This window comes from Kribbella sp. NPDC050459, from assembly GCF_040655315.1.
In the GTDB taxonomy this organism is placed as follows: domain Bacteria; phylum Actinomycetota; class Actinomycetes; order Propionibacteriales; family Kribbellaceae; genus Kribbella.
Genome location: NZ_JBFAJQ010000001.1, coordinates 637,960 through 663,048, shown reverse-complemented (window position 1 = coordinate 663,048; position 25,089 = coordinate 637,960). Strand labels below are relative to the sequence as shown.

At 69.9% G+C, this 25,089-nt stretch carries 21 protein-coding genes; 6 read left to right on the top strand and 15 right to left on the bottom strand.

The annotated features are described in order from the left end of the window. Positions 1–202: 202 nt before the first annotated feature. On the bottom strand, positions 203–3,175 hold the full coding sequence (locus AB0I12_RS03135) for a hypothetical protein (protein WP_359923748.1): 2,973 nt from the start codon (positions 3,173–3,175) through the stop codon (positions 203–205). Between the two features lie 79 nt (positions 3,176–3,254). Here AB0I12_RS03135 and AB0I12_RS03130 point away from each other — a divergent pair, with 79 nt between their 5' ends. After that, complete coding sequence (locus AB0I12_RS03130) at positions 3,255–4,049, top strand: SGNH/GDSL hydrolase family protein (RefSeq protein WP_359923746.1); 795 nt, start codon at positions 3,255–3,257, stop codon at positions 4,047–4,049. Here the strand turns inward: AB0I12_RS03130 and AB0I12_RS03125 are convergent. From AB0I12_RS03125 to AB0I12_RS03115, 3 genes are all read right to left on the bottom strand, one after another. Next, a complete protein-coding gene (locus AB0I12_RS03125; protein ID WP_359923743.1) occupies positions 3,946–4,848 on the bottom strand; it encodes a GNAT family N-acetyltransferase in 903 nt (300 codons plus the stop codon). The genes AB0I12_RS03130 and AB0I12_RS03125 overlap by 104 nt on opposite strands. Continuing rightward, positions 4,845–5,012 (bottom strand): hypothetical protein, encoded by a 168-nt coding sequence (locus tag AB0I12_RS03120; protein WP_359923741.1) that lies wholly within the window; start codon positions 5,010–5,012, stop codon positions 4,845–4,847. Before AB0I12_RS03120 ends, AB0I12_RS03125 begins: the two co-directional genes overlap by 4 nt. Positions 5,013–5,085: 73 nt before the next feature. Beyond that, positions 5,086–5,580 (bottom strand): MarR family transcriptional regulator, encoded by a 495-nt coding sequence (locus AB0I12_RS03115; RefSeq protein ID WP_359923739.1) that lies wholly within the window; start codon positions 5,578–5,580, stop codon positions 5,086–5,088. Between the two features lie 66 nt (positions 5,581–5,646). On the opposite strand from AB0I12_RS03115, the gene AB0I12_RS03110 reads away from it, so the two are divergent. Further along, positions 5,647–6,390 (top strand): hypothetical protein, encoded by a 744-nt coding sequence (locus AB0I12_RS03110; protein ID WP_359923736.1) that lies wholly within the window; start codon positions 5,647–5,649, stop codon positions 6,388–6,390. Further along, positions 6,387–7,151 (top strand): hypothetical protein, encoded by a 765-nt coding sequence (locus tag AB0I12_RS03105; protein WP_359923733.1) that lies wholly within the window; start codon positions 6,387–6,389, stop codon positions 7,149–7,151. The genes AB0I12_RS03110 and AB0I12_RS03105 overlap by 4 nt, the downstream gene beginning before the upstream one ends. A 39-nt stretch (positions 7,152–7,190) precedes the next feature. On the opposite strand, the gene AB0I12_RS03100 is transcribed toward AB0I12_RS03105, so the two are convergent. Next, on the bottom strand, positions 7,191–7,898 hold the full coding sequence (locus AB0I12_RS03100; protein ID WP_359923731.1) for a DUF2071 domain-containing protein: 708 nt from the start codon (positions 7,896–7,898) through the stop codon (positions 7,191–7,193). Further along, a complete protein-coding gene (locus AB0I12_RS03095; protein WP_359923729.1) occupies positions 7,895–8,209 on the bottom strand; it encodes a hypothetical protein in 315 nt (104 codons plus the stop codon). Before AB0I12_RS03095 ends, AB0I12_RS03100 begins: the two co-directional genes overlap by 4 nt. Between AB0I12_RS03095 and AB0I12_RS03090 the strand changes: the two genes are divergently transcribed. Both AB0I12_RS03090 and AB0I12_RS03085 read left to right on the top strand, forming a co-directional pair. Beyond that, positions 8,168–8,695, top strand: coding sequence for an epoxide hydrolase N-terminal domain-containing protein (locus AB0I12_RS03090; RefSeq protein WP_359923727.1), 528 nt, complete (start codon positions 8,168–8,170; stop codon positions 8,693–8,695). The two genes, AB0I12_RS03095 and AB0I12_RS03090, sit on opposite strands and share 42 nt — an antisense overlap. Next, positions 8,696–8,881, top strand: coding sequence for a hypothetical protein (locus AB0I12_RS03085; RefSeq protein ID WP_359923724.1), 186 nt, complete (start codon positions 8,696–8,698; stop codon positions 8,879–8,881). Here AB0I12_RS03085 and AB0I12_RS03080 read toward each other — a convergent pair. The 8 genes from AB0I12_RS03080 to AB0I12_RS03045 all read right to left on the bottom strand — a co-directional run bounded on the left by AB0I12_RS03080 (position 8,878) and on the right by AB0I12_RS03045 (position 22,703). Beyond that, on the bottom strand, positions 8,878–9,879 hold the full coding sequence (locus tag AB0I12_RS03080; RefSeq protein WP_359923722.1) for a sugar phosphate isomerase/epimerase family protein: 1,002 nt from the start codon (positions 9,877–9,879) through the stop codon (positions 8,878–8,880). The two genes, AB0I12_RS03085 and AB0I12_RS03080, sit on opposite strands and share 4 nt — an antisense overlap. Before the next feature lie 169 nt (positions 9,880–10,048). Continuing rightward, entirely contained in the window at positions 10,049–15,427 is a 5,379-nt protein-coding gene (locus AB0I12_RS03075; protein WP_359923720.1) for a ThuA domain-containing protein, read from the bottom strand. Between the two features lie 88 nt (positions 15,428–15,515). Continuing rightward, on the bottom strand, positions 15,516–16,676 hold the full coding sequence (gene xylA / locus AB0I12_RS03070) for a xylose isomerase (RefSeq protein ID WP_359923718.1): 1,161 nt from the start codon (positions 16,674–16,676) through the stop codon (positions 15,516–15,518). Continuing rightward, positions 16,673–17,836: a Gfo/Idh/MocA family oxidoreductase gene (locus AB0I12_RS03065; protein WP_359923715.1), complete on the bottom strand. Its 1,164-nt coding sequence runs from the start codon at positions 17,834–17,836 to the stop codon at positions 16,673–16,675. The genes xylA and AB0I12_RS03065 overlap by 4 nt, the downstream gene beginning before the upstream one ends. 11 nt (positions 17,837–17,847) lie before the next feature. Further along, positions 17,848–18,888, bottom strand: coding sequence for a substrate-binding domain-containing protein (locus AB0I12_RS03060; protein ID WP_359923712.1), 1,041 nt, complete (start codon positions 18,886–18,888; stop codon positions 17,848–17,850). A gap of 13 nt (positions 18,889–18,901) precedes the next feature. Further along, a complete protein-coding gene (locus tag AB0I12_RS03055; protein ID WP_359923709.1) occupies positions 18,902–19,930 on the bottom strand; it encodes an ABC transporter permease in 1,029 nt (342 codons plus the stop codon). After that, positions 19,930–21,432, bottom strand: a complete 1,503-nt coding sequence (locus tag AB0I12_RS03050; protein ID WP_359923707.1) for a sugar ABC transporter ATP-binding protein — start codon at positions 21,430–21,432, stop codon at positions 19,930–19,932. The genes AB0I12_RS03055 and AB0I12_RS03050 overlap by 1 nt, the downstream gene beginning before the upstream one ends. Then, positions 21,429–22,703 (bottom strand): ROK family transcriptional regulator, encoded by a 1,275-nt coding sequence (locus AB0I12_RS03045; RefSeq protein ID WP_359923704.1) that lies wholly within the window; start codon positions 22,701–22,703, stop codon positions 21,429–21,431. Before AB0I12_RS03045 ends, AB0I12_RS03050 begins: the two co-directional genes overlap by 4 nt. Before the next feature lie 159 nt (positions 22,704–22,862). Between AB0I12_RS03045 and AB0I12_RS03040 the strand changes: the two genes are divergently transcribed. Beyond that, positions 22,863–24,362: a lectin gene (locus AB0I12_RS03040; protein ID WP_359923701.1), complete on the top strand. Its 1,500-nt coding sequence runs from the start codon at positions 22,863–22,865 to the stop codon at positions 24,360–24,362. On the opposite strand, the gene AB0I12_RS03035 is transcribed toward AB0I12_RS03040, so the two are convergent. Further along, the gene (locus AB0I12_RS03035; protein ID WP_359923699.1) at positions 24,359–25,072 is read right to left on the bottom strand and encodes a hypothetical protein; all 714 of its coding nucleotides are present in this window, start codon (positions 25,070–25,072) and stop codon (positions 24,359–24,361) included. The two genes, AB0I12_RS03040 and AB0I12_RS03035, sit on opposite strands and share 4 nt — an antisense overlap. Between the last annotated feature and the right edge of the window lie 17 nt (positions 25,073–25,089).

Below are 25,089 nucleotides of genomic sequence, written 5' to 3'. Positions count from 1 at the left end.
CGAGAGGTGCCACGGACTATAAGTAGGCCTGACAACGTTGGCAAGAGTTCATTCCCACGTTGAAACCGTGAGGTTATATCCGCAGATCAGTCGATATACCAACCGATGACAACGTTGGCTCGCTCTCCGTGACGCCGTACGCGGAAACGCTTCCAGCGACGGTCACGCGGAGTGCATTTTCGGGCCCTGCGGCCGGTTCCGGTCAGTCGTAGACGGCGTCGACCAGAAGTTCCACGGATCGGTCCGGTTCGTTGAGAACCGCGCGGATCACATGCCGCCGGTCCCAGCGCCCGGCGGCCCAGGCGAGCGCCTTCGCCAGCCCGTCGAAGGTGGCCGCGTGCGCGGCGCCGCCGGCGTCCACCCACCACGAGACCTCGACACCGTCGACGGTGAGCTCCTCGTGCTCCCACCAGGTCGCCGGCACCTCGGGCACCAGCTCACCGACCAGCGCCGGTACGTCGGCCTCCGTCCCGGCGGCGTCAAGCTTGCCCTCGGCAACTTCCTGGGCGAGCGGTACGTCGAACAGGTCGCTGAGCCCGTCCGCCGCCGCGCCGGATCCGATCACGAACCCGCCGAGGTCCTCCCGCTGGACCCACATCGGGCCGTCGACCACCACGGCGTGCTCTGCGTCGGTCACCCGGGTCGTCCCGTCGGCGTCGAGCACCCGGACCCGGGCCGGCGCGTCGCCGGGGAACAGCGCGAGCGTGCCGAGCCGGTTCCACAGCCGCAGGATCGACGCCTCGTCCACCTCCCGCTCGGGGTCCGCGAGCCGGTCGAGCACCAGGGCGAGGCCGTCGGCGTCGAGGTCGGTGACGTCACGGACCAGGCCGGCCGCCGTCCGGACCTCGGGATCGAGCCCGGCGGTCCAGGCGGGCGCCGGGTCGAGGAAGGTCGCGAGCACCGGTTCGGCGTCGGGGTCGGCCCGTCCGGCCAGCGGTTCACCGTCGTCGAGCAGGACGTGCTCACGAATCCACCAGGCCGCGTACGACGGTACGCCGAGCGGCCGGTCGTCCGGGCCGACGACCCGTACCTGCGTGACCAGCGCGCGGCGCAGCGCGGGGTCGGATCCCAGCAGCTGCAGGACTTTCGGCCAACTGTGGTCGGTGATCCAGTCGAGGTCGCGGATCGCCTCGAGTTCGCCGACGGTAGCACCGAAGCGGGATCCGTCCGGGGCGACGTCGTACGCCCAGTCCTCGATGCCGTCGAGATCCTGGAGGGCCTCCGGCAACCGGTCGAGCGTGACGTCGGACGCGGCGACCACACCGAGCGACGCGAGGACGCCGACGGCCTCCAGCGCGGGCAGTCCGTAGCGGTCGAGGACGTCGCGCGCGATCGGTGCGACCTCCTCGGCGTCGAGGACCGCGTGCGCGTCGGAACCCTCGACCACCAAGGCGTTCGCGGGCACGAGGTCGCCGTCGGCGTCGCGCAGGACGAGGTCGGACAGCCACCAGAGTCCGTCGGCCTGCGCCGGGTCGGCGGCGATCAGGCTGAGCACGGCGTCCGCGATCGCGTCCGGATCGTCGGCGTCGGCGGAGTGCTCGACCGCGGCCCGGACCGCGCCGTCCTCGAGGAGTGAGCGAGGTGTCGCGGGGATCGCGCCGAGACGTTCGAGGACCGGGTCGACGGCGTCCGGGTGGACGACGCGGACGCCGTACGCACCGAAGGCGGCGAGCGTGCCGACCGGGATCTCAGGCCCGGGCAGCAGCAGTCCGCGGGCGCCGCGGACGAGCCGGCCGTCGGCGAGCGGAACCGGGACGGTGCCGAGCGATTCGCGGATCAGCGGGTCGGTGGTCATCGTCGCGAGGCTGGTGTAGAGCGCGCGCCACCAGTCCGGCGGCTCTTCTCCCCCGAGTTGGTCCACCACCTCGGCGAGCTCGAGACGCTTTACCTGCAAGGCATCCAGCGCGATCCGCTCCTCACGGCGCGCGTGGATCAGCCCCGGGACGAGCGGCGCGAGGACGGCGTTGAACGCCTCGTCGGCGCCCTCCACCAGCACCGCCTCCGACGGCCGCAGCACGGCGCCGTCGACGCCCTGGAGCATCGGGGTCCGGGGCAGGGTTGCGAGGATCTCGTCGCGGAGCATTCGATCGAGTGCACCCGCCGCGAGACCGGTGGGCACGAGCCGCAGTACGTCGTCGCCCTCCGCGGCTCGCTCCCGCAGCAACTGTGCGTACGCTGTCGCCGCCTCCTGGACGAGCCGATCCGTCAGCGGGCCTTTCGCCACGTGCCGCCGGGTGGAGTCGAGCGGGAAGGTTGCCAACAGCAACGCGGGTAGTGCCAACGGCTCGTCGGTCGGGGTGGGCGCGTGGATGACTCCGGGCAGTTCGGTGAGCGGTCCGCGTGGGAGGGCCCAGACGACGGACCAGTTCGGTCGGCTCCGTTCTTCGGTGGGCCGGTCGGCGAGAAGAGCCGGGTCGAGAGTGCCGGCGGTGCGGTGGATGTGCCAGCGGGCATTGACGTTCTCGAGGATCCGGTGGCCGTCCTCGGTCTCGATCTCGATGCGTTCCAGGCCGGGGAGAGCGAGGAGGAGAGCATCGTCGGCTTCGGCAAGCAGGCGGCGGACCAGGGCCGCGGCGGCCTCGTCGCGGAGCGGGAGGATGACGGCGGTGTCGTACCCGGCGGGCGGTTCGCCTTCGGTCGCGAACGGCAGCCGCAGAACCGGAACCTGCCCGTCGCGACGGCGGAGTTCGGTGTCGAGCGACGCATTGCCGAGGTCGGCGATCGCCGCCGCGGTGTCCGCCTTCGAGAACCGCACGCCGCCGCTCCGCGACAACACCACTGGCTCGTCCGTCACCGCCAGCACGGCAGAGAACCCGACCCCGAACCGCCCCACGGGCTCCCCCGCGTCGTCCGGCCCGGTCGTCAGGACGTCGCGCTTTGCCGACGCGCGCAGGGTGGCGAGCGACTCGACGCCTGCTGCGTCGAGCGGAGCGCCGGTGTTGGCCACGACGAGGGTGTTGTTGCGGAACTCGTACAGCACTCGGCCGGGAGTGCCGGCGCGGGCAGCTGCGTCGGCGGCGTTCTGGGCCAGTTCGACGACCAGCCGGTCGACGTACCCGCCGAGGGCGAGTTCCTCCTCGGCGTTGGCGTCCTCGCGGAACCGTACGGGCGCCGCCGCCCACCCGGCCAGCACCCGTTCGCGGATTCTCGTCGTACCGAAGGCGTCGTCAGTCACCGACGCAGTATGCCGTACCGCCGGGCACCGGGTTTCTGCGTCCGGTGGAGAGGTGGGAGCCATCATCTATCGTGGTGCGGTGATCACCTCCGGCAGTCGGTACGTCGCACTCGGCAGCTCGTTCGCGGCCGGCCCGGGGATCAGCCCGATCGAGCACCCGCAGGCCGGCCGCTCGGGCAACAACTACGCGCACCTGGTCGCGCGCGAGCTCGGCCTCGACCTGGTCGACGTCTCGTACTCCGGCGCCACAACCGCGCACCTGCTCGACACCCGGCAGGACGACGCGCCGCCGCAGCTGGAAGCACTCACGCCGGAGACGGCGCTCGTCACGATCACAGCCGGCGGCAACGACCTCGAGTACGTCGGCAGGTTCCTGCGCGGGAGTTTCCTGAACACGATCGCGAAACCCGCGACGATCCTCGGCCGCCGGGTCGCGAACCGGATCCGCGCGCGGGTCAGCTACCTCACCGACGACGCGGCGTACCAGGCCGTCACGGATTCGCTGACCGCCGTGGTCGAGCAGGCCAGGCAGCGATCCCCCGAGGCGCGGATCCTGCTCGTCGACTACCTCAGCCTGGTCGGACCGGCGACCCGGCCGCGTCTCGACGTACCGCTGAACGAGGAGCAGCTGCCGAGCATCGCGCTGATGGCCGACGGCTTGGCGGCTGCCTTCGCGAAGGCAGCCGCCGCGACCGGAGTCGACCTGGTCGCCGCATCGACGGCGAGCCGGGACCACGCGATCGGCTCGACCGAGCCGTGGACCACCGGCTTCACGATGCTCCCGCCCACCCTCGGCGGCTTCGTCCCGTACCACCCGAACGCCGCCGGCATGCAGGCCGTCGCCGAGCTGATCCTCGCGACGCTGCGGGCCTGAACGCGTGCCCTACTTCGCGGGCGTGTAGACGTACGGCGTGGGTGGTGGTGACTGCTACGAAGCCGAGGCGCTGGAGGATCGGGGAACTGTCGTCGGAGGCGTCGACGTGGAGGTACTTGTAGCCGAGCTCGACGGCGCGGGCCGCGCGGACCGCGACGAGTGCCTTGTAGATGCCCTTGCCGCGCCACTCAGCAAGGGTCGAGCCGCCCCAGAGACCGGTGAACTCGGTGCCCTTCTTGTACACGGCCCAGGCGGCGGAGACGACCTCGCCGTCGGCCTCGGCGACGTAGACGTCGGTGCCGCTCGCCTGCCGGCGGACCAGATCGTCGGCCAGCCAGGACCAGTCCTCGCCCCAGACTGCCGACTCCATCGCGGCGATGCGCTCGAAGTCGGCGCGCTCGCCGACCGGGCGGATCGTGATGCCGTCGACCGCGTCGCGGCCCTGCAGGCGCTCGACGACGGCCGTGCTCTCGGCGACCAGGACGGTCTCCTGCTCCTCGGGCTCGAACCCGGCGGCCCTCAGCCGGTCGGGGAGATCGGCCGGCAGGTCGTGGCCGCGGAGCTTCCACTCGACGGCCTGGCCCTTGGCCGCGAAGAAGTCGCGCTGGCGGGCGATCAGCGCGTCGATCTCGCCGCTGTCGAGGCCGTCGAGCGAGCGGTAGCTGACGAACCCGCGGCTCGGGTACTCGACCCGGATCACCGGCCCGTCGGTACTCGTCGGAACGCCGGCGGTCTCGCTCGTCCCGCGCAGCTGGTCGTCGTACGCGGCGAGCAAATCGTCCTTCGAGGCATCTGTCACGGGGTGACTCTGACACGACTTGCCCAGATCCGCCGCACATTTCGGCTCACCCGAACCTTCGGCGCGCGGCGGCGACGCCCGGCGGGCTGGCTCAGGCCGTGCTTGTTCTCACGCTCGGCGTTCGCGAAGTGGCTCAGCGACACCATCAGGTTCAGCGGTTCCATCGGTCCGTCCTCCGGGTTCTTCGGCGCTTACACCCGGAGGTCGGATCAGATCGGCCGAACTCGACATCGGCGGTCAGGAATTCTTCTCGGTCACCAGCACCAGGCGCCGCAGCAGGCCGTCGAGCCGGGTCCGGTCGGCCTCGGGCAGGTGGTGGACCAGCTCCTCCTCGACCCGCTGGATGTCGCCGATCCCGCGCTGCCAGAGCTCGTTCCCCGCCGGTGTCAGCGTCGCGACGACCTTGCGCCGGTCGTCGCGGTCGTGCGCGCGCTCGACGTACCCGCGGCGCTCGAGCGCGTCCAGCCGGTTGGTGAGGGCGGCCGCCGACATCCCGAGCTGCCGGGCCAGCTCGCCCGGTGTCGCGCGGTACGGCGCACCCGCGCGCCTGAGCATGTGCAGCGTCTTGAACTCCCACAGCTGCAACCCGTACGCCGCGAGCACGGCCTCGCGCCGGCGCTCGAGGTAGCGGGTCAGCACCTGCAGCCGCACCGTGATGCCCTCCACGTCGCGATCCAGGTCGTCCAGCTGTCCCGCCCAGAGATCGACATGCGCGTCCACGAAATCCTTCACCGGTCCAACTTTTCAGCGACTGAAGGTTAGTTGTCAAATATTTCGATGTCGAAATATTGTGCCGCCATGAGCCACCTCGCAGCCACCGACATCGCCGCCGCCGCTGTCCAGCTGATGCGCGCCGGCCGCTGGGCCGCCGCAGCCGACCTGCTGATCGCGGCCACCCCCGACGATCCCGACGAGCGCGAGCTGCTCGCGCTGACCCGCGCCGAGGTCGCGGTCGACCAGGACTTCGGCCGGACGACCGACCACGCCACAGCCGCACTCGCGGCGGTCCCCGGTGACTCCTGGGACCTCGCGATGCTGACGTTCCGCAAGGACTACGCGAACGCCCTGTTCCAGGCAAGCGACCCGGACCTCCGGGACCGCGCTCGCACGCTCATCGAGCAGGCGCCCGACCACGCGCGACGAGGGACGGCCAGCTTCTGGGCGGGCGCGGTGGCCGACAACGTGGACGAACAGCCCGCGGAGGCGTGCGCGCACTACGAGGTCGCGTTGGAGCTCGGCGAGAAGTGCGGCGACGAGTTGCTGGTAGCGCAGGCCCTTCGCCATCTGGGCCATCACGCTCACGCGGCCGGCGACCTGGCACTTGCGCGAAGCCAGTGGGAGCGGTCGATCGAGCTCTTCCAGAAGGTAGGGCACCTGCGCCCTGCGCTCGCCCAGCAGGTGTCGCTCGCGGTTCTGCTCCGCGACGAAGGCGACCTCGCGGGATCACGAGCGCTCGCGACCGAGACGAACCGCTGGGCGCGGCAGCTGGACGTCCCGTTCATCGCCCAGCAGACCGCCGACCTGATGGCGGTGCCGGCATGAGCCAACTCACCGCCGCCGACATTGTCGCCGCCGCTGCCGAGCTGATGCGCGCCGGCCAATGGGCCGCCGCAACCGATCTGCTGACCGCCACCCGCGCCGACGATCCGGGCGAACGCCGTAGCTTGGCGTTGGCACTGGCCGAAGTCGCGGTCGACCGGGACTTCGCGCAGCAGACGGATCACGCCTCGGCCGCGTTGGCCGCTGTCGACGAGGTCGCCGACAACAGCATCGCGTGGGACGTCGACATGTTGAAGCTCCGCAAGGACTACGCGAACGCGCTGTTCGGATCAGAGTGCGACGCCGACGAGTTGGCAGAGCGGGCCGCGCGGCTGATCGACCAGGCGCCGGACGACAGGCGGCGCGGAGCCGTCACCTTCTACGCCGGTGTCATGGCGGACAACCTCCTCGACCGGCCGGACGAGGCGTTCACCCACTACACGACGGCACTCCGGCTCGGCGAGAAGACCGACGACCCATTGCTGATGTCCTACGCGCTCCGACACCTCGGCGACCACGCCCACACCGCCGGCGATCTCCCCCTCGCCCGGCAGCACTGGGAGCTCTCCACCGAGCAGCGGCAGCAGACCGGCCACCTGCTGGGCGCGCTGGCGCAGCAAACCTTGCTGGCCATGCTGCTGCGAGACGAGAGCGACGCCGCCGGATCACGAGCGGTCGCGACCGAGGTCAACCGGTGGGCACGCCAGGTGCCGATCCCCGGGATCGTCCAGCAGACAACTGATCTGATGACGCCGAGTCGTTGACAGCTCCACCGGGTCCCCGACGCGAACGCGGCGCGCTGATCACGTAGTCCACCGAGCGAACTCGGCAGCGACGCCGGCGCTGAACGCCACGTGGTCGGGCACCCGCTCCGGTGGAACAAGGCCGACTGAGCTCAGCAGGGCGTCGGCCTCCAGGGCGGTGAGGGTCGCGGCGTTCAGGATCCACGGCGGGTGACGGTTCGGCAGGTACCAGGTTCGGCCGGCGCGGTGGACGTGCAGGCCCCAGCGTGCGGTGAGGAAGTCCTCGAGCGGCCCGGCGGGCAGGCGTTCGCCCATCTCGACGCCGACGACTGCCTCAGCGCCGGAGCTGCGGACAGTCGACGTGTACGTGTGGTGGTTGCCGTGGCGTTCGTGGCACATCCGCGCCCAGCGGTACGGCAGCCCGAAGACCGTCCGCGCGGCCGCCACCACGGCCAGTCGGTTCGCGTCGAGGCTGAGGAACACGACACCGCGCCGGCCCGTCTCGTCCACGGAGTACAGGCGGATGTTCGTTTCCAGGAACGAGCCGAAGTACGGAACGCCGGGGCCGTACGGGAGCCCGGTGCCGACCATCCGGAACGGGACCAGGCCGACGTACGTGCGTCCCTCGAAGGTGTCCGGCCGGGTGCCCGGCGGGAAGAAGTGCGCGACGTCCTCCGGCGCGAAGGCCCAATGCACGAAGGTCAGATCCAGCCACCGCTGCCGCAGGATCCGCGGCCGCGGCAGCTCCGGCGCCTCCGGCCAGCTCACTGCGCCGACGGTCTGACCTCGCACGTCGGCCTGCCGTCGTTCAGTTCACACACGAGGTACGCCGGTGTGCCGGGCTCGGCGGGCTTCCACGGCATCACCGCGTCACCCGCGAGCAGCGCGTCGAGCGTCTGCAGCTCCGGGTCGCGCTGCTCCGCATGATGCCGGTATCCGGCCGCACCCAACGCCAGCGCGATCGCCATCCCGAGCAGATTCACCTCGGTCGGCTTGTCCGGCACCGTGGTCCCCTCCCCCGGCTCGAACTTGATGCCGTGGTCAGCCACCTCGACGATGCGAGCTACGTACTTGCTCATGATCGGAAGTCTAGGGTCAGACCCACGAACTTCGAAGATTTCCGCGCCGAGGTTCCCCCGGAGGACCTGTCCGACCTCCACCGCCGACTGGATGCGACCCGGTGGCCGGACCAGTTGCCGGACGCCGGCTGGTCGTACGGCGTGGAACTCGGGCGACTGCGGGAGGTGACCGACCACTGGCAGACGTCGTACGACTGGCGGCGCTTCGAGGATCGGTTGAACGTGCACCCGCAGTACGTCACGGAGATCGACGGGCAGCGGGTGCATTATGTCCGAGCAGGTTCCTCGGGAACGCCGCTGTTGCTGCTGCACGGGAGGACGAGAAGCAACGGCTCAGCGGGCTCGAGCGCTGGCAGCAGGAACGGTCCGGGTACGCCTCGATCCAGAGCACGCGGCCGCAGACGCCGGCGTACGCGCTGGTGGACTCCCCGGTCGGCCAGCTCGCGTGGAATCTCGAGTGGTACGACGACTACGGGCACCGGGTAGGTGCCATCGGCAACGACCGGATCGGGGCTGGCGGTGTTTCCGGGCGACAGCACGGTCCGGCGGCTGGTGGAGCGGGAGTTCGGCGTCGTGCACTACAGCGAGTTCGACCGTGGCGGGCACTTCGCCGCCCTGGAGGTCCCCGAACTCGTGGCCGGGGACCTCCGGGACTTCTTCGGGAAGGTCTAGGACGAGAACGCGGCGTCGAACGAGGCGGTCGGTGGGTCGAAGGCGAGCGACTTCACGAACTGGAGCGCCTCGGCGGCGCCGACCAGGCGGTCCATGCCGGCGTCCTCCCACTCGACCGAGATCGGGCCGGCGTAGCCGATCGAGTTGAGCATCCGGAAGCACGCCTCCCACGGGACGTCGCCGTGGCCGGTGGAGACGAAGTCCCAGCCGCGCCGCGGGTCGCCCCAGGCGAGGTGGGAGCCCATCCGGCCGTTCCGCCCGTTGCCGACCTGGCGCTTCGCGTCCTTGCAGTCGACGTGGTAGATCCGGTCCTTGAAGTCCCACAGGAAGCCGACCGGGTCCAGGTCCTGCCAGACGAAGTGCGACGGGTCCCAGTTCAGCCCGAACGCCTCCCGGTGCCCGATCGCCTCCAGCGTCGCGGTCGTCGACCAGTAGTCGTACGCGATCTCCGACGGGTGCACCTCGTGCGCGAACTTCACCCCGACCTCGTCGAACACGTCGAGGATCGGGTTCCAGCGGTCCGCGAAGTCCCGGTACCCGGCCTCGAGCATCGCCGGCGGCACCGGCGGGAACATCGCGACCGTCTTCCAGATCGACGACCCGGTGAAGCCGACGACCACATCGACGCCGAGCGCCCGGGCCGCCCGCGCGGTGGTCTTCATCTCCTCGGCGGCGCGCTGCCGGACCCCTTCCGGGTCGCCGTCGCCCCAGATGTGCGCGGGCAGGATCGCCTGGTGCCGCTGGTCGATCGGGTCGTCGCAGACCGCCTGCCCGAGCAAGTGGTTGGAGATCGTCCACACCTTCAGGTTGTGCTTGGCCAGGATGTCCAGCCGGTCCTGCACGTACGCCGGGTCCTCGGCGGCGCGGCGGACGTCGAGGTGGTCGCCCCAGCAGGCGATCTCCAGCCCGTCGTACCCCCATGACGACGCCAGCCGCGCCACCTCCTCGAACGGCAGGTCGGCCCACTGGCCGGTGAACAACGTGATCGGTCGTGCCATCTTTCTCTCCTTGTCGGGTGGTACTGCAGGGGTGTCCCCGGCGGCGTCCGGAGCGCGTGTACGCCGCCGGGGACGGTCACCGCGGGACTCGCCGGGCCGTCGCCCGTCCGGGGCCGAACCAGCCGGGGCGGCGGCAGGTGTACGGCAGCGAGATCCCACGGCGACGTCATCAGCCGAGCCGCGCCTTCAGGTCCTGGCCGACCGCGGTCAGCAGGGTCCGGGCCGGTCCGTCGGCGACCGTGCCGGCCGTGGCCAGGTACAAGGTGAGCGCGACGTCCGCGGCCACGGTCTGGTGCCGGGCCGCGGCTCGTTCGGCGGTTCCGAGGTGCGCCTTCAGCACCGTGGCGGTTGCCAGCGGCACCTTTCCGGCGGCGCGGTAGCGGTCGACGAGCTTGACCGCCTCGGCGTACGACACGACCACCGAGAACGGCACGTTCTTCACCGAGGTGTTCCCGGCGACATCGGTTGCCGTAGCCGTCAGCGTATGCGCACCCAACCCGAGCACGACTCCGTCAAGCGCCCCTGTCGTTGGTTTGCCGTCCAGCGCCATCACTACAGTCCCTGGCCCGGACAGCGCATCCGTCACAGCCGCTTGCACCGAGGCGGTCGAGGCAACGCCCAGACTCGCCGGCAGCCCGGTCACGGTGGCCGTAGGTGCCGTCTGATCGATCTTCACCGTGACCGACGAAGGCTCCGAGACGTTGCCGGCGGTGTCACTCCCCCGGACCGCGACCGTGTGGGTCCCGTCCGCAGTCAGCGTCAAGGGCGCGGTGTACTCCGACCAGTTGCCGTCGCCAACCTTCTGCTCCAGGTACACCTGCCCCGGCCGATCGTCCACACCCATCGCCGTCGCGGTCACCGGCCCCGTCCACCAGCCCGCTTGTCCGGACGGGGTCGACGGGTCGAGTCCCAGGCTGACAGTCGGTGCCGTGGTGTCGGTGACGCGCCGGAAGTAGTCGAACTTCGCGGTCTTCGAGGCGGACTGATCCACCCCGAACGCGTAGACGCCGAACTTCGCCGCCGCCAGCGCGGTGTTCGTCACCGGCGGCAGATCGGACCACGTGACGCCGTCCGAGCTGTAGGAACCGGTGAAGCTGGAGTCGGACTTCGAGAGTCGCAGGTACCAAACACCCTGAACCGGCGTCGGGGCGTTGGGTTGGGGCGATTGGACGACGTTGGCGACCTCGCTGCGCAGCTCCAACCCTCGGGTGATTGTGCTGCCTGCGGCGTTGGTCGTCAGGTAGTCGAGCTTCACGTAGTTCGCGTCGTCGGCGTAGACCAGCAGACCTGCCTGCTGGAACGCCTCGTCGAACGACGACGCGTCGACCTTCGTCTCGATCGTCCAGTCACCGTCCGGCGCCGGCTGCAGCATCAGGTTGCGCGGGTTGGTCGCCGTACCGCCGTAGATGTCACCCTTGCTGGTGTCGATCTCCAGCCCGCCGCCGGTCACCCGGTAGGCGGCAGGATCCGGCCGTACGACGTCGGACCAGCGGCACGCGTCGAGCGTCGTACCGGCGAACTCGTCGTCCGGTGCAGGCTGCTCGGCGGTGTCGTCAGGCGTGATCGAGAAGTAGTCGAACGACGCCGTGATCGGCAGCGCCTCGGTCCGGTTCGTCAACCCGAACAGGCCGATCCGCGGGTTCGTGATACCGGCCAGCTGCTTCGTCTCCGGCATCTCGGTGAACGTTGCTCCGTCGGCGCTGTACGCCGCCTTCAGGTTCGCGCCGTCGGACGTGAACCGGACCCACACCGTGTCCGGATAGACCGCACCGAGGTTCCCCGTGTTCGACGCGGCCACCTCGTTCGGTACGCCGTTCTCCTCGCGGATGAACTGGAAGATCCGGTCCGCCGCGGACGGTGCGCCGGTGGAGCGGCCCTGCAGCACCATCTTGGCGTAGTTGTCGTCGTCGCCGTACACGATCAGGCCGGCCTGCTGGTAGGCCAACCGGGCCGGCAGCGTGACCTTCGCAGTTGCCGACCAAGCGCCCGCCGGGAGCGGCTGGAGCACGAGGTTCGGTGTGCCGGTGTTACCCGTGCCGTAGATGTCCGTGGCGGTCAGCGGAATCGACAACGCGCCGTTGCCGACGGACAGCTCTTGGTTGCCGCGGACAACTGACGACCAGCGGGCGGTGTCCAGTGCGGTGCCGTCGAAGCCGTCCGAGCGGCCTGTCAGGCAGGTCGGCGCCGACGGCGAGTCGACGGTCACCTCGACCCTTGCCGTTCCTGTCGCCCCGCGCGAATCGGTGACCGCCGCGGTCACCGTGTGTTTGCCCGGGACTGTGAACGTGTGCGAGGCAGCCGGCCCGGTGGCGGTGCCTCCGTCGCCGAAGGTCCAGGCATAGCTGAGCGGAAGATCGCCTTCCGGGTCGGTGGCCGACGCCGTGAAGTCGACCGCCAACGGCGCCTTGCCTTGGGTAGCCGAAGCCGTGACCGTGACCGCGGGGCGTTGGTTCTCCGTGACGCCCTTGCCGATGAACTTGACCCAGTTCACGTTCAGCTGCCCGGTCGTCTTCACGAAGTACAGCGGGCCGCTCGCGGCCGACGCACCGCTGACCGCGCCGGTGAAGTCGCCGTACGTCTGCCAGGCGCCGGTCGGCGGCACCTGGATCGTCGCGACCACCGGGCCGTCGGTCGGCGAGCCCTGCCGGACCTGCACCGTCGCTCCCGCGTCCGGGGACGCCGCGCGCAACTGGATCTGGTCGATGTTCGTCAGGTTGGTCGGCTTCCAGCCCCACCAGTCGCCGTCCTCGATGAACCCGATGTTCTTCCCGCCGCCCGCGGTGTCGCCGGTGTCCTCGACCTGTACGCCGGGAGCCGATCCCGGCCCGCCGGTCTCGTCGAAGAACTCCGCTTCCCGGGTCTTCGGCTGTAGCTGGACGACCTTCTGCGTGGTGATCCTGCCGGTCCCCGGCGCGCCCTTGTCGGTGTAGGTCACGGTGACGATGCCGAAGATGTTCGCGCCGACGTGGCCCTGGTCGCCGGGCAGCGGGAACGTCCCCTCACACCCGTGGTACTGCTCGTACCCGTGGGCGTGCTCGTCGTGGCCGAGCGCCGGCTGGGTGACGACGTCGTTGCAGTCGACCGTGCCGTCCTCGGGATCGGTGACCGTGACCCGGTAGCGGATCGTGTCGCCGAAGTCGAAGAACCCGCCGTCGACCGGCGCCTGCACGGTGATCGTCGGCGCGGTGTTCCCGGCCGTGATGGTCCGGTTGGACACCGCTGTCCGGCCGTCCGGATCCGTCACGGTCAACCGGGCGGTGAAGACCCCGGCCGTCGTGTACGTGTACGTCGGCTTGGCGTCGGCGCTGTCCGTCGTACCGTTGCCGTCGAAGTCCCAGGCGAACGTGACCGGCTGACCGTCCGGATCGCGGGAACCGGTCGAGTCGAAGGCGACCGTCAGCGGCACCGGGCCGGAGGTCTTGTCGGTGTTGAACTGCGCGATCGGCGCCCGGTTCCCCTGGATGTAGTCGATCCGGTAGAGACCCGAGTCCGCGTTGTTGCCGCCGAACCCGCTCCCCCACTCGATCACGTACAGGGCGCCGTCGGGACCGAACTGCAGCGCGTGCGGCCGGATGAAGTTCAGCTTCTGCAGCATCCGCGACACGTCCGCCACACTGCTGCGGTCGTCGTTCAGCTGCACCGAGAACAGCCGGCTGTCGTTCCAGTCCGCCCACACAGCCTTGCCGTCGAAGTACTCCGGCCACTTTCGGTCCGACGGGTTCGCGGCGTCGTACTTGTACGCCCCGCTCGTCATCGGCGCACCGCTGCCGCCGATCTCGGGGACGCCGGTCGTCGACTTGCCCTGCCACATCGTCGCGGGGATCGCGGCCGGCAACTGCGTGAGGCCGGTGTTGTTCGGCGACTCGTTCACCGGAGCGGCGCAGTTGAACGTCGGCCCCGACGTACCGGTCGCGAAGTCGTAGTCGTTGTACGGCGTGTTGGCGCCCACGCAGTACGGCCAGCCGTAGAAGCCCGGCTTGGACAGGATGTTCCACTCGACGCGACCGTCCGGGCCGCGCGTCGGCGAGACAGCGCCGGCGTCCGGGCCGTAGTCCGCGACGAACAGGTGGTTGGTGGTCGGGTCGATCCCGATCCGGAACGGGTTGCGGAAGCCCATCGCGTAGATCTCGGACCGCGTCTTCGCTGTGCCCGGCGGGAACAGATTGCCGGCCGGGATCGTGTACGTGCCGTCGGTCTCCGGGTGGATCCGCAGCACCTTGCCGTTCAGCGCGTTGCTGTTGGCTGCCGACCGTTGCGCGTCCCAGGCGGCCCGCCCGGCGCGCTCGTCGATCGGCGCGTAGCCGTCGGAGTCGAACGGGTTGCTGTTGTCGCCGGTCGCGACGTACAGGTTCCCGTTGCCGTCGAACTCGAGTGCGCCGCCGGCGTGGCAGCACTGGTCGCGTTGCGTGTCGATCCGCAGCACCTGCTTCTCGCTGGCGAGGTCCAGGGAGTCACCGGTCACCGTGAACCGCGAGACCCGGTCGTACGGCTCCGTGCTCACCGGCGAGTAGTACAGGTAGATGAATCCGTTGGACGCGAAGGCGGGGTCGAGCGCGATACCGAGCAGCCCGAACTCCTGGCCGGTGTAGACGTTCAGCGTCCCGGCGGTGACGACCGAGCCGTCGGTCTTGACGATCTTCACCGCGCCGTTCCGGTCGATGTAGAACACCCGGCCGTCCTGAGCCACGGCCAGTTCCATCGGGTTCGAGGTGTCGTCGTCGAGCGTCACCTTCTCGTAGCTGTCGCTCAGCGACGCGCCGCAGTCCGCGGGCTCGGCCCCGGCCGCGGTCCGGATGCCGCCGAGCAGCTGCTTGCGGAACGTCGGGTCGGCGTACGACTCGGTCGTGTGGCCCATGCCGGTGTACCAGGCACGGCCGCCGTCGTAGTCCTGGCACCAGGTGATCGGGTGCTCGGGGCCCATGGTCCCGCCGCTGTACGACGACTCGTCGAGCGACGCGAGGACGTGCACGGTGCCGCGCGGATTGGTCCGGTAGTTGTACCACTCGTCGGTCCGCGGCCACAGCGTCGGCGCGTCCTTCGTCGACGGGTGCGCGTGGTCCTCCACCTTCACCGTCGCGTTCGGCGTACCGGCGGGATGGCTGTCGAAGTAGCTGCCGACGAGCTTGCCGTACCAGGGCCAGTCGTACTCGGTGTCGGACGCGGCGTGGATACCGGCGTACCCGCCGCCGCCCCGGATGTAGCGCTCGAACGCGGCCTGCTGGTCGGCGTTCAGCACGTCACCGGTGGTGGACAGCCAGATCACCACCTCGTACTTCGCGAGCTCGGTGTCGTTGAACATCGTGGCGTCCTCGGTCGCGGTGACCGTGAAGCCGTTCGCGGTCGCCAGGTCCTTGATCGCCTGGATGCCGGCCGGGATCGAGTCGTGCCGGAATCCGGCGGTCTTGCTGAAGATCAGTGCGTTGAACGTCTCGTCGCCGTGCCCGGGATGGGCCCGGGCGGTCGACGGGGTCAACACTGTCAACACCGCCGCGAACAGGGCGAGCACGAGTAGCCAGGCCATCGTGCCGTGTCTGCGTAGCTGGATCATGCGGAGCTCCTCATGGGACGGACAAGGGTGCGCGCTCCATCAACTACAAATCCCGTGCTCTGCCCTGCGCGGGAGTACTACCGGCCGGTCAGCGGACGCCGAGCAGGTGCTCCATCGCCAGCTGGTCCAGCCGTTCGAACCCGAGACCGCGCTCGGCCAGCGCGTCCCGGTCGTACGTCGCGTTGCGGAGGTCGTCCAGCGACTCACCCTCGGCCAGGGTGGGCTCGGACATCTCCGCGACGCGTGCGGCGGCGAGTGCCTCCGCGACCTCGGGGTCGGCGCGGAACGCCTGCACCTTGTCGCGCAGGATCAGGTAGTTCCGCATACAGCCCCGCGCGGTCTCCCAGACGCCTTCCTCGTCCTCGGTGCGCGGCGGCTTGTAGTCGAAGTGGATGTAGCCCTCGTACGCCGGGTAGCTGCCGGCGCCCTGCAGCACGTCGACCGTCCAGAACGCCTCGCGCAGGTTGCCGGCCCCGAACCGCAGGTCCTGGTCGAACCGCGGACCGTGCTGGCCGTTGAGGTCGATGTGGTACAGCTTCCCGTGCCACAGCGCCTGCGCGATCCCGTGCGCGTAGTTCAGCGACGCCATCTGCTCGTGCCCGACCTCGGGGTTGATCCCGACCAGGTCGGGGTCGGCGAGGTCGTTGATGAACGCGATCGCGTGCCCGATCGACGGCAGCAGGATGTCGCCGCGCGGCTCGTTCGGCTTCGGCTCCAGCGCGAACCGGATGTCGTAGCCCTGCGCGCGGACGTAGGCGCACAGGATGTCCATCGACTCCTTGTACCGGTCGAGGGCCGCCCGGACGTCCTTCGAGCCGCCGGACTCGGCGCCTTCCCGGCCGCCCCAGAGCACGTACGTCGTCGCGCCCAGCTCGGCCGCCAGGTCGACGTTGCGCAGCACCTTCGCCAGCGCGTACCGCCGGACCTGACGGTCGTTCGCGGTCAGGCCGCCGTCCTTGAACACCGGGTGCGCGAACAGGTTCGTGGTCATCATCTCGACGACCATGCCGGTGTCGGCCAGCGACTTCGTGAAGCGCTCGAGCGTGCGGCCCCGGGTGCTGTCGTCCGGTACGACGTCGTCGTCGTGGAACGTGACCGCCGCGGCGCCCAGTTCCGCGAGCTTCTCGACCGCGTGCACCGGGTCCATCGCCGGGCGTACCGCCGTGCCGAACACGTCGACGCCCTGCCAGCCGACGGTCCACAGACCGAAGGAGAACTTGTCGTCCTTGGTCGGGGTGTACTTACTCATTGCGGAATCTCCTGCCATTGTCGGGATGCCGAGCTGGCCTCGACCGCGGCCAGCACGCGCTGGACTCGCAGCCCGTCGGCGAACGACGGTTCCGGATCGGCGCCTTCGGCGATCGCGGTGACCAGGTCGACGACCTGATGGGTGAACCCGTGCTCGTAGCCGAGCAGGTGGCCTGGCGGCCACCACGCGGCGACGTACGGGTGGGCGGGTTCGGTGGCGAGGATGCGGCGGAAGCCCGCCGTCCTCGGGTCTTCGGTGGCGTCGTAGAAGTGCAGGAGATTCATGTCCTCGAAGTCGAACGCCAGACTGCCGAGGCTTCCGTTGATCTCGATCCGGATCGCGTTCTTCCGGCCGGTCGCGAAGCGGGTCGCCTCGAAGACGCCCAGCGCGCCGGAGCGGAAGGTGGCCAGGAACACCGCGGCGTCGTCGACCGTCACCGGTCCGCGCTCGGTGCCGGCCGTACCGGCAAGTCCCGAGTGCTCGGCGGCGACCGGGCGCTCCTTCACGAACGTCTCGAGCCGCGCGCTGACCTCACCGATGGTGTCGCCGGTGATGAACTCCGTGAGGTCGATGATGTGCGCGCCGATGTCGCCGAGCGCACCCGATCCGGCCTTCTCCTTGTCCAGCCGCCACGACAGCGGCGCCTCCGGATCGGCGATCCAGTCCTGGAGGTACTGCGCGCGGACGTGCCGGATCGTGCCCAGCTTGCCTTCGGCCACCAGCTGCCGGGCCAGCCCGATGGCCGGCACCCGGCGGTACGTGAACCCGACCATCGACCTGATCCCCTTGGCCTTGGCCGCCTCGGCGGCCGCGGTCATCGCCTCGGCCTCCTCGACGGTGTTGGCCAGCGGCTTCTCGCACAGGACGTGCTTGCCGGCCTCCAAGGCGGCGATCGCGATCTCGGCGTGGCTGTCGCCCGGCGTGCACACGTCGACCAGCTGGACGTCGTCGCGAGCGATCAGCTTGCGCCAATCGGTCTCGGTCTCCTTCCAGCCGAGCTTCGCCGCCGCCGCGTGCACAGCCTCGGCGTTGCGACCGCCCAACACGTTCATGGCCGGGTCCAGCGGCAGGTCGAAGAAGCGCGGCGCGCTCCGCCAGGCCTGCGAATGGGCCGCTCCCATGAACGCATAGCCGATCAGGCCGATGCCCAGGTTCGTCATGACTCTCCTTGTCAGCTCTCGAATGCTGTCGGCAGGTACTGGTCCACGTTCTCCTTCGTGACCACCGGCGCGTACAGCTTGACGGTCCGCGGCACCTCGACCTCCACCAGGTCGCCGAGGGCCTTCTTCTGCACCAGCAGCCGGGCCAGCCGGACACCGTCGGCCCCCTGCGTGGACGGGTAGATGACGGTGGCCTTGAGCAACGAGTTGCCGGACTTGATGTCCCGCATCACGTTCGCCGAGCCGGCCCCGCCGACCACGAAGAACTCCTTGCGGCCGGAGTTCTTGATCGCGGCCATCACGCCGACGCCCTGGTCGTCGTCGTGGTTCCAGATCGCGTCGATCTTCGGCGCGGCCTGCAGCAGGTTGGCGGCGGCCTTCTCACCGGACTCGACGGTGAACTCGGCGGCCACCCGGTTGCTGACCTTCAGCCCGCAGTCGGCGAGCGCCTCCTTGAACCCCTTGCTGCGGTCCTGAGTCAACGGCAGCGAGTCGATCCCGGCGATCTCCGCGACCACCGCGTCCTTCTTCCCCTTCAGTTGCTGGCAGACGTACGTGCCGGCCGACACGCCCATCCCGTGGTTGTCGCCGAGCACCGTCGTACGAGCCGCGAACGGGCTGTCGAACTCACGGTCCACGTTCACCACCGTGATGCCGGCCTCCATCGCCTTCGTCGCGACCGGGGTGAGCGCGGCCCCGTCGAACGGCAGCAGGACGATGGCGTCGACCTTCTGGTTGATGAACGTCTCGACCTGGCTGATCTGCAGGTTCACGTCGTTGGTGCCCTCGGCGACGATCAGCTCGACGTCGGAGTACTTCTTCGCCTCGGCCTGGGTGGCCTTGGTGATCGCACCCATCCAGCCGTGGTCGGCCGCCGGTGCGGAGAAGCCGATCTTGACCTTCTTGCCGGGCTCGTCGTTCTTCACCGCGGCCTGCTCGGCCGGCTTGCTGCCGGTGTCCTCCTCGGCCTTCGGGGTGTTGCTGGTGCAGGCCGCCAGTGCAAACACACTCAGGCCTGCGATCACGAGAGTTCGGGCGGAACTTCGGGACATCGTTGTCCTCCTTCTACGATCCTGTGGAACGTCGCGCCAGGCGCTGCTGGAGGAGGACGGCGATCACGATGATCGCGCCCTTCGCCACCGACTGGGCGGAGATGCTCAGGTTGTTGAGGGTGAAGACGTTGTTCAACGTCGTGAAGATCAGTACGCCGAACACGGTGCCGACGATGGTGCCGCGGCCGCCGGACAGCAGCGTCCCGCCGATCACGACCGCCGCGATCGCGTCGAGTTCGTACAACTGACCGTGGGTGGAGCTTCCCGTGGTCGTCCGTGCCATCAGCATCACCGCGGCGATCCCGCAGCAGAGTCCGGCCAGGACGTACAGCGCCACGGTGTGACGCTGGACCTTGATGCCCGCGAGGCGGGCCGCCTCGGCGTTCCCGCCGACGGCGAAGGTACGGCGGCCGAACGTGGTGCGGTTGAGCACCACCCAGCCGGCCGCGGCCACCAGCAGGAAGATCCAGACCAGCACCGGTACGCCGATCAGCGAACCGCCGAAGAAGTCGACGAACGAGTCGACCGTGATGATCTGGGTCTTCCGGTCGGAGATGATCTCGGCCAGGCCGCGGGCCGCCGCGAGCATCGCCAGCGTGGCGATGAACGGCACGATCTTGCCGTAGGCGACCAGCAGGCCGTTGACCAGGCCGCACGCGGCGCCGACCGCGAGCGCCGTGGTGACCATCAAGATCCAGTGGTAGTCGGCGGCCAGCTGCTGGGTGGCAAGCGTGGTCGCCCAGACCGACGCCAGCGCGACCATCGCGCCGACGCTCAGGTCGATCCCCCCGCCGGTGATGACGAACGTCATCCCGACGCTGACCACGCCGATGACCGCGGCCAGTCGCAGGATCGTCAGCACGTTCGCTCCGGTCGCGAACGTGTCGCCGGCGGTGACGACGCCGACGATGCAGAGCAGCACCAGCGCGACCACGAGTCCGAGATTGCGGCCGAGCCCGCCCTGCAGCAGGTTCGTGGAACGTCGCGTGGCGGGCGGCGTGACGGTTTCCTGCGTCGATGATGTGGTGACGTCCTCACTCATCACACGGCTTCTCCCTCCATCACCAGGTCGAGCACCTGGTGTTCGTCGATGTCTTGCGCGGGCCCCGTGTGGACGGCACGCCCCTCCCGCAGTACGACGACCCGGTCGGACAGACCGAGCACTTCCTCGACCTCGCTGGAGACCAGGACGATCGCGACCCCGTTGGACGCCAACTGCCGGATCAACGCGTAGATCTCCGAGCGGGCCCCGACGTCGACTCCCCGGGTCGGCTCGTCGAGCAGCAGCACCCGGCAGTCGCGCAGCAACCAGCGTGCGAGCACGACCTTCTGCTGGTTGCCGCCCGACAGGTTGCGCACCGGGTGGTCGACACCGGCCGGGCGGACGTCCAGGGCCTTGGCCAGCTTCCCCGCCGCTTCCCGCTCGGCCCGGTTGTTCAGGAATCCGGTGCTCGCGAACCGGCCCAGCGTCGACACGGTGATGTTCTTGAACACCGCTTCGTCGAGCAGCAACGCCTGGCTCTTGCGTTCCTCCGGCGCCAGCCCGACCCCGGCCTTGACGGCGGCCTGCACCCTGCCCGGCCGGAGCGTGGCCCCGCCGACCCGCACGAATCCGGTCGCGGGCCGGCGGGCGCCGTACACGGTCTCGAGTACTTCGGAACGCCCGGAGCCGACCAGTCCGGCCAGGCCGACGATCTCTCCCGCGCGGACCTCGAAGTCGATGCCCGAGAACTCACCCGGCCGGCTCAGGCCGACGACCTCCAGGAGGACGGGCGCTGCGGCCGGGACCTCGGTGCGCGGCGGGAAGACGTACTCGATCGACCGCCCGGTCATCAGCTGGATGAGCTCCTTGGTCGGCGTCTCGCGGGCGTCCAGGCCGGTCGCGACGGTGGTGCCGTCCTTCAGCACCGTGACCCGGTCGCCGATCTCCCGGATCTCCTCGAGCCGGTGCGAGATGTAGACGACCGCGACCCCGCGGTCGGTCAGGCCGCGGATCACCCGGAACAGGTTCGACACCTCTTCCGGGTCGAGCACGGCCGACGGCTCGTCCATCACGATCAGGCGGGCGTCACGGGACAGTGCGCGGGCCATGCTGACGATCTGCTGCCCGGCGGCCGGCAACGAGCCGACCGTGCGATGCACCGGGATCTCGGCGTGGCCGAGGCCCTGCAGGATCGTGCGTGCCTTCGCGTTCGCCTCGTGGGTCCGGCTGAAGCCGTAGCGGGACGGCTCGTGGCCGAGGAAGACGTTCTCGGCGACGGTCAACTCCGGCACCAGGTCGAGCTCCTGGTAGATCGCGGCGATGCCCCGCTGGATCGCCGCGGTCGGGCTGTTCAGCTGCACCGGCTCGTCGTTGATCCGGATGGTGCCCGCGTCCGGCTGGTGGGCGCCGGTCAGCACCCGGATCAGCGTGGACTTGCCGGCGCCGTTCTGTCCGAGCAGGCAGTGCACCTCACCCGCGCGGACGTCGAGGTCCACGCCGTCCAGCGCGCGGACGCCGGGGAACTCCTTGACGATCCCCGTCATGGTCAGCAGATCGGTCATGCCGCGACCCCGATCCGGGTCGGGTCGACGAAGATCTGGTCGAGCGAGATCTGCGCCCCGCCGCGGACGGCCGCCGCGAAACCGAGCTCCGACCGGACGACCCGGCAGCCGCCGCCGTCCGGTGCGATCACGCGGTCGCGGATCGCCTTCTCCAGAGGTTCCTTCAGCCACGGCCCGAGGACGGCGAAGTAGCCGCCCAGCACGAGCACGTCCGGGTTCAGGATGTTCACCAGGATCGCTCCCCCAATCCCCAGCCAGGTGCCGACGTCCTTCAACGCGGACAGCGTCCGCGTGTCCCCCGCTTCGGCGCGCCGGGTGATCCCGGCCAGCCGTTGCTCCACGTCCAGCGACGGGTCCCGCACCGGGTCGTCCCTGTCCGTTGCCTTATGCAACAGTGCGGTCAGCCCGACGACGGTCTCCCAGCACCCGGTCCGCCCGCACCCGCAGGTCCGCCCGGGCGGGGCGACCGGCATGTGCCCGACCTCGCCGCTGTACCCGCGGCCGCCGCGCAAGAGGTGCCCGTTCGACACCATGCCGCCGCCGACGCCGACCGCGCCGGTGAGCAGGACGAGGTCGTGGGGCGGGCGGTCCTGGCCCGCGTCTGCCGCGCTCTGGAGCTCGGCGTACGCGGCGAGCGCCGCCAGGTTCGCCTCGTTGTCGACGTGCAGCGGATAGCCGGGGTCGCCCAGCCGGGTACGCATTTCCTGCGCGACCGAGACCTCGCCCCAGCCCAGGTTCGGTGCGAGCTTCAGCTCCCCGGTCTCGCCCTCGACCAGACCCGGTACCGCCAGCGTCACGCCGGCGAGCTGCCCGCCGCGGGCATCCATCGCCGCGAGCGCCTCCCGGACCAGGTCGGCCAGCCGGTCGAGCGTCGTCGCCGGCTCGAGATGCGCGACGTCCAGGGGCACGCGCTTCTCCAGGACCACGCGGCCGGCCAGGTCGAGCGCCGCGACCGCCAGGTAGTCGACGTTGATCTCGGCGCCGACACCGCAGACGCCGGTGCCGTCGAGCTCGACGAGCTGGCCCGGGCGGCCCAGGGCGCGACTGGAGTCGGCCGAGCCTTCGCGGAGCAGGCCGCGCTCGACGAGTTCGGCGACCAGGCTGCTGACGGTCGCCTTGTTCAGGCCGGTCTCCTCGGCGATCCGGGCGCGGGACCGCGGGCCGAGGTCGCGGACGTGCCGCAGGACCACCGAGAGGTTGTTGCGCCGCAGCGACACGTGATCGGCGGCAACGCCCCGGCTTCCCGGGCGGCGGCCGTCGGTCAAGGTCATGCGAGCACCCCCTGTGCAGACTTTGTCTGTTGATCCAACAAACTAAGTCCACGCCTTTTCGTCGTCAAGAGTTCGTAACAGTCGAGTTCTTGCAGCGCTTTGTGGGGTTTTGTACGCTCACGGAGCTTTCTCCTGCCCGCCCCCTCCAGGAGCCCGCCCATGAAGCTCACTCGTCGTACCCTCCTCGCCGGCACCGCCGCAGCCGCGCTCGCCGGCAAGACCCAGTTCGCCTTCGCCGCCAGTCCCCCGGGCGACGTCGTCGGCAAAGTCACCGTCGGCTACCAGGGCTGGTTCGCCTGCGCCGGCGACGGCGCCCCGATCAACGGCTGGTGGCACTGGAGCCAGAACTGGGGCCAGCCGCCGTCGCCGACGAACACCGCGATCGTCAGCTGGCCCGACGTCCGCGATTTCACCGCGACGTACGAGACGGCGTACCCCAACCTCGGCAACGGGCAGCCGGCGCGGCTGTTCTCGTCGTACGACCAGCAGACGGTGAACACGCATTTCCAGTGGATGCAGCAGAACGGCTGCGACACGGCCGCGCTGCAGCGGTTCAACCCGACCGGCGGCGAAGGCCCGACGCGCGACGCGATGGCGGCGAAGGTGCGCCAAGCCGCGGAGCAGTACGGCCGCAAGTTCTACATCATGTACGACGCGACCGGCTGGACGTCGATGCAGTCCGAGATGAAGGCGGACTGGATCAACAAGATGCGCGCCTACACGTCCTCACCGGCGTACGCGCGCCAGAACGGCAAACCGGTCGTCTGCATCTGGGGCTTCGGCTTCAACGAAGCGAACAAGGCGTGGCCGGCCGACGTGTGCCTCGACGTCGTGAACTGGTTCAAGGGCCAGGGCTGCTACGTCATCGGCGGCGTGCCGACGCACTGGTTGCCGGGCAACGAGGACTCGCGGCCCGGGTACCTGGACGTGTACCACGCCTTCAACATGCTCTCGCCGTGGATGGTCGGCCGGATCAGCGACATCGCGGGCGCGGATCACTACTACAACAACGTCAACCAGCAGGACCAGGCGGACTGCAACGCCCACGGGATCGACTATCAGCCGTGCGTGATCCCCGGCGACCTGCAGTCCGGGCACCGGCGGCACGGCGACCTGATGTGGCGCCAGTTCTACAACCTCACGCGCGTCGGCGTGCAAGGTCTGTACATCTCGATGTTCGACGAGTTCAACGAGGGCAACCAGATCGCCAAGACCGCGGAGACGTCCGGCTGGGTCCCGGCCGGCTCGGGGATCCGCGCCCTCGACGAGGACGGCACGGCCTGTTCCGCGGACTACTACCTGAGGCTGACGAACGACGGCGGGCGGATGTTCAAGGGGCAGGCGCCGCTGACCGCGACGCGCCCGACCGTACCGATGCCCGCAGCCGGCGCCGGCGTGATCTTCTACGAGCACGTGGACTACGGCGGCGCGGCCGGCGCCGTGCTTGCCAAGGGCAACTACTCACGAGCGCAGCTGCAGGCGGCCGGCGTCCCGGACAACTGGGCGTCGTCCGTGCGGGTGCCGGCCGGCTGGACAGTGACGGTCTACGCCGAGGACAACTTCGGCGGGCAGTCGTGGGTACGGACCGCGGACACGCCGAACTTCGTCGCGCTGACGCCGAACGCGAACGACCAGCTGACGTCCTGCCGGATCTCCTAGAACAGCTCCATGCTGTCGGCGGTGGCCGTGATGACCGGGTTGTCGAAGTAGAGGCGGCAGGCGATCGCGTGGCCGGTGCAGGTGAGCAGGGCCGGCCCGGCGGCGTCGACGACCCGGTACGCGACCGGGTGCTCGCAGCGCTCGACCTCACCCTCGTTCTCACGGCCACAGCCGAGGACGTGGCAGGTGACGGTCTCGCCGACGTTCATCAGCGTCAGGCCGTGCTCGGGGCAGACGCCCCAGCCGACGCCACAGGCCTGTCCCTCGTTCGCGGCCAGGCGGACGAGTTTGCCGGCGGTGACCTCCAGCCTGCTCGCCAGGTCGCGGAAGGTGGTCGCGGCCTGGTCGAGGTCCTGCCGGAACCTGCGCAGCTCGACGGACTCGGGCATGTTCTGCGTCGCGGCGTGCAGGTCCTCGGCGAGCGTCATCGCCGCGACCGCGATCTCGTCGACCCGGACCGGCGTGTTGAACTGCCGCAGCGTCGTGCCGGACGTGTCCCGCGGCCGGTCGCGCACCTCCGACAGCCACTCCGAACGCCGTACGACGTCGGCCGGCTGACCTAGCTGGATCTCACCGACCTGCTGCCCCGACTGCCACTCGGACGCCGGTTCACGGTGCGGAGCTGATTGCGGAGCGTGACCGTTGGTGCCGTTCGCCGCTGCGTCCCCGCTCTTCGGGAGCCGGCTTTCCTGCGCTGTCCGCCCGTTCATAGAGCCTCACTCGTCCC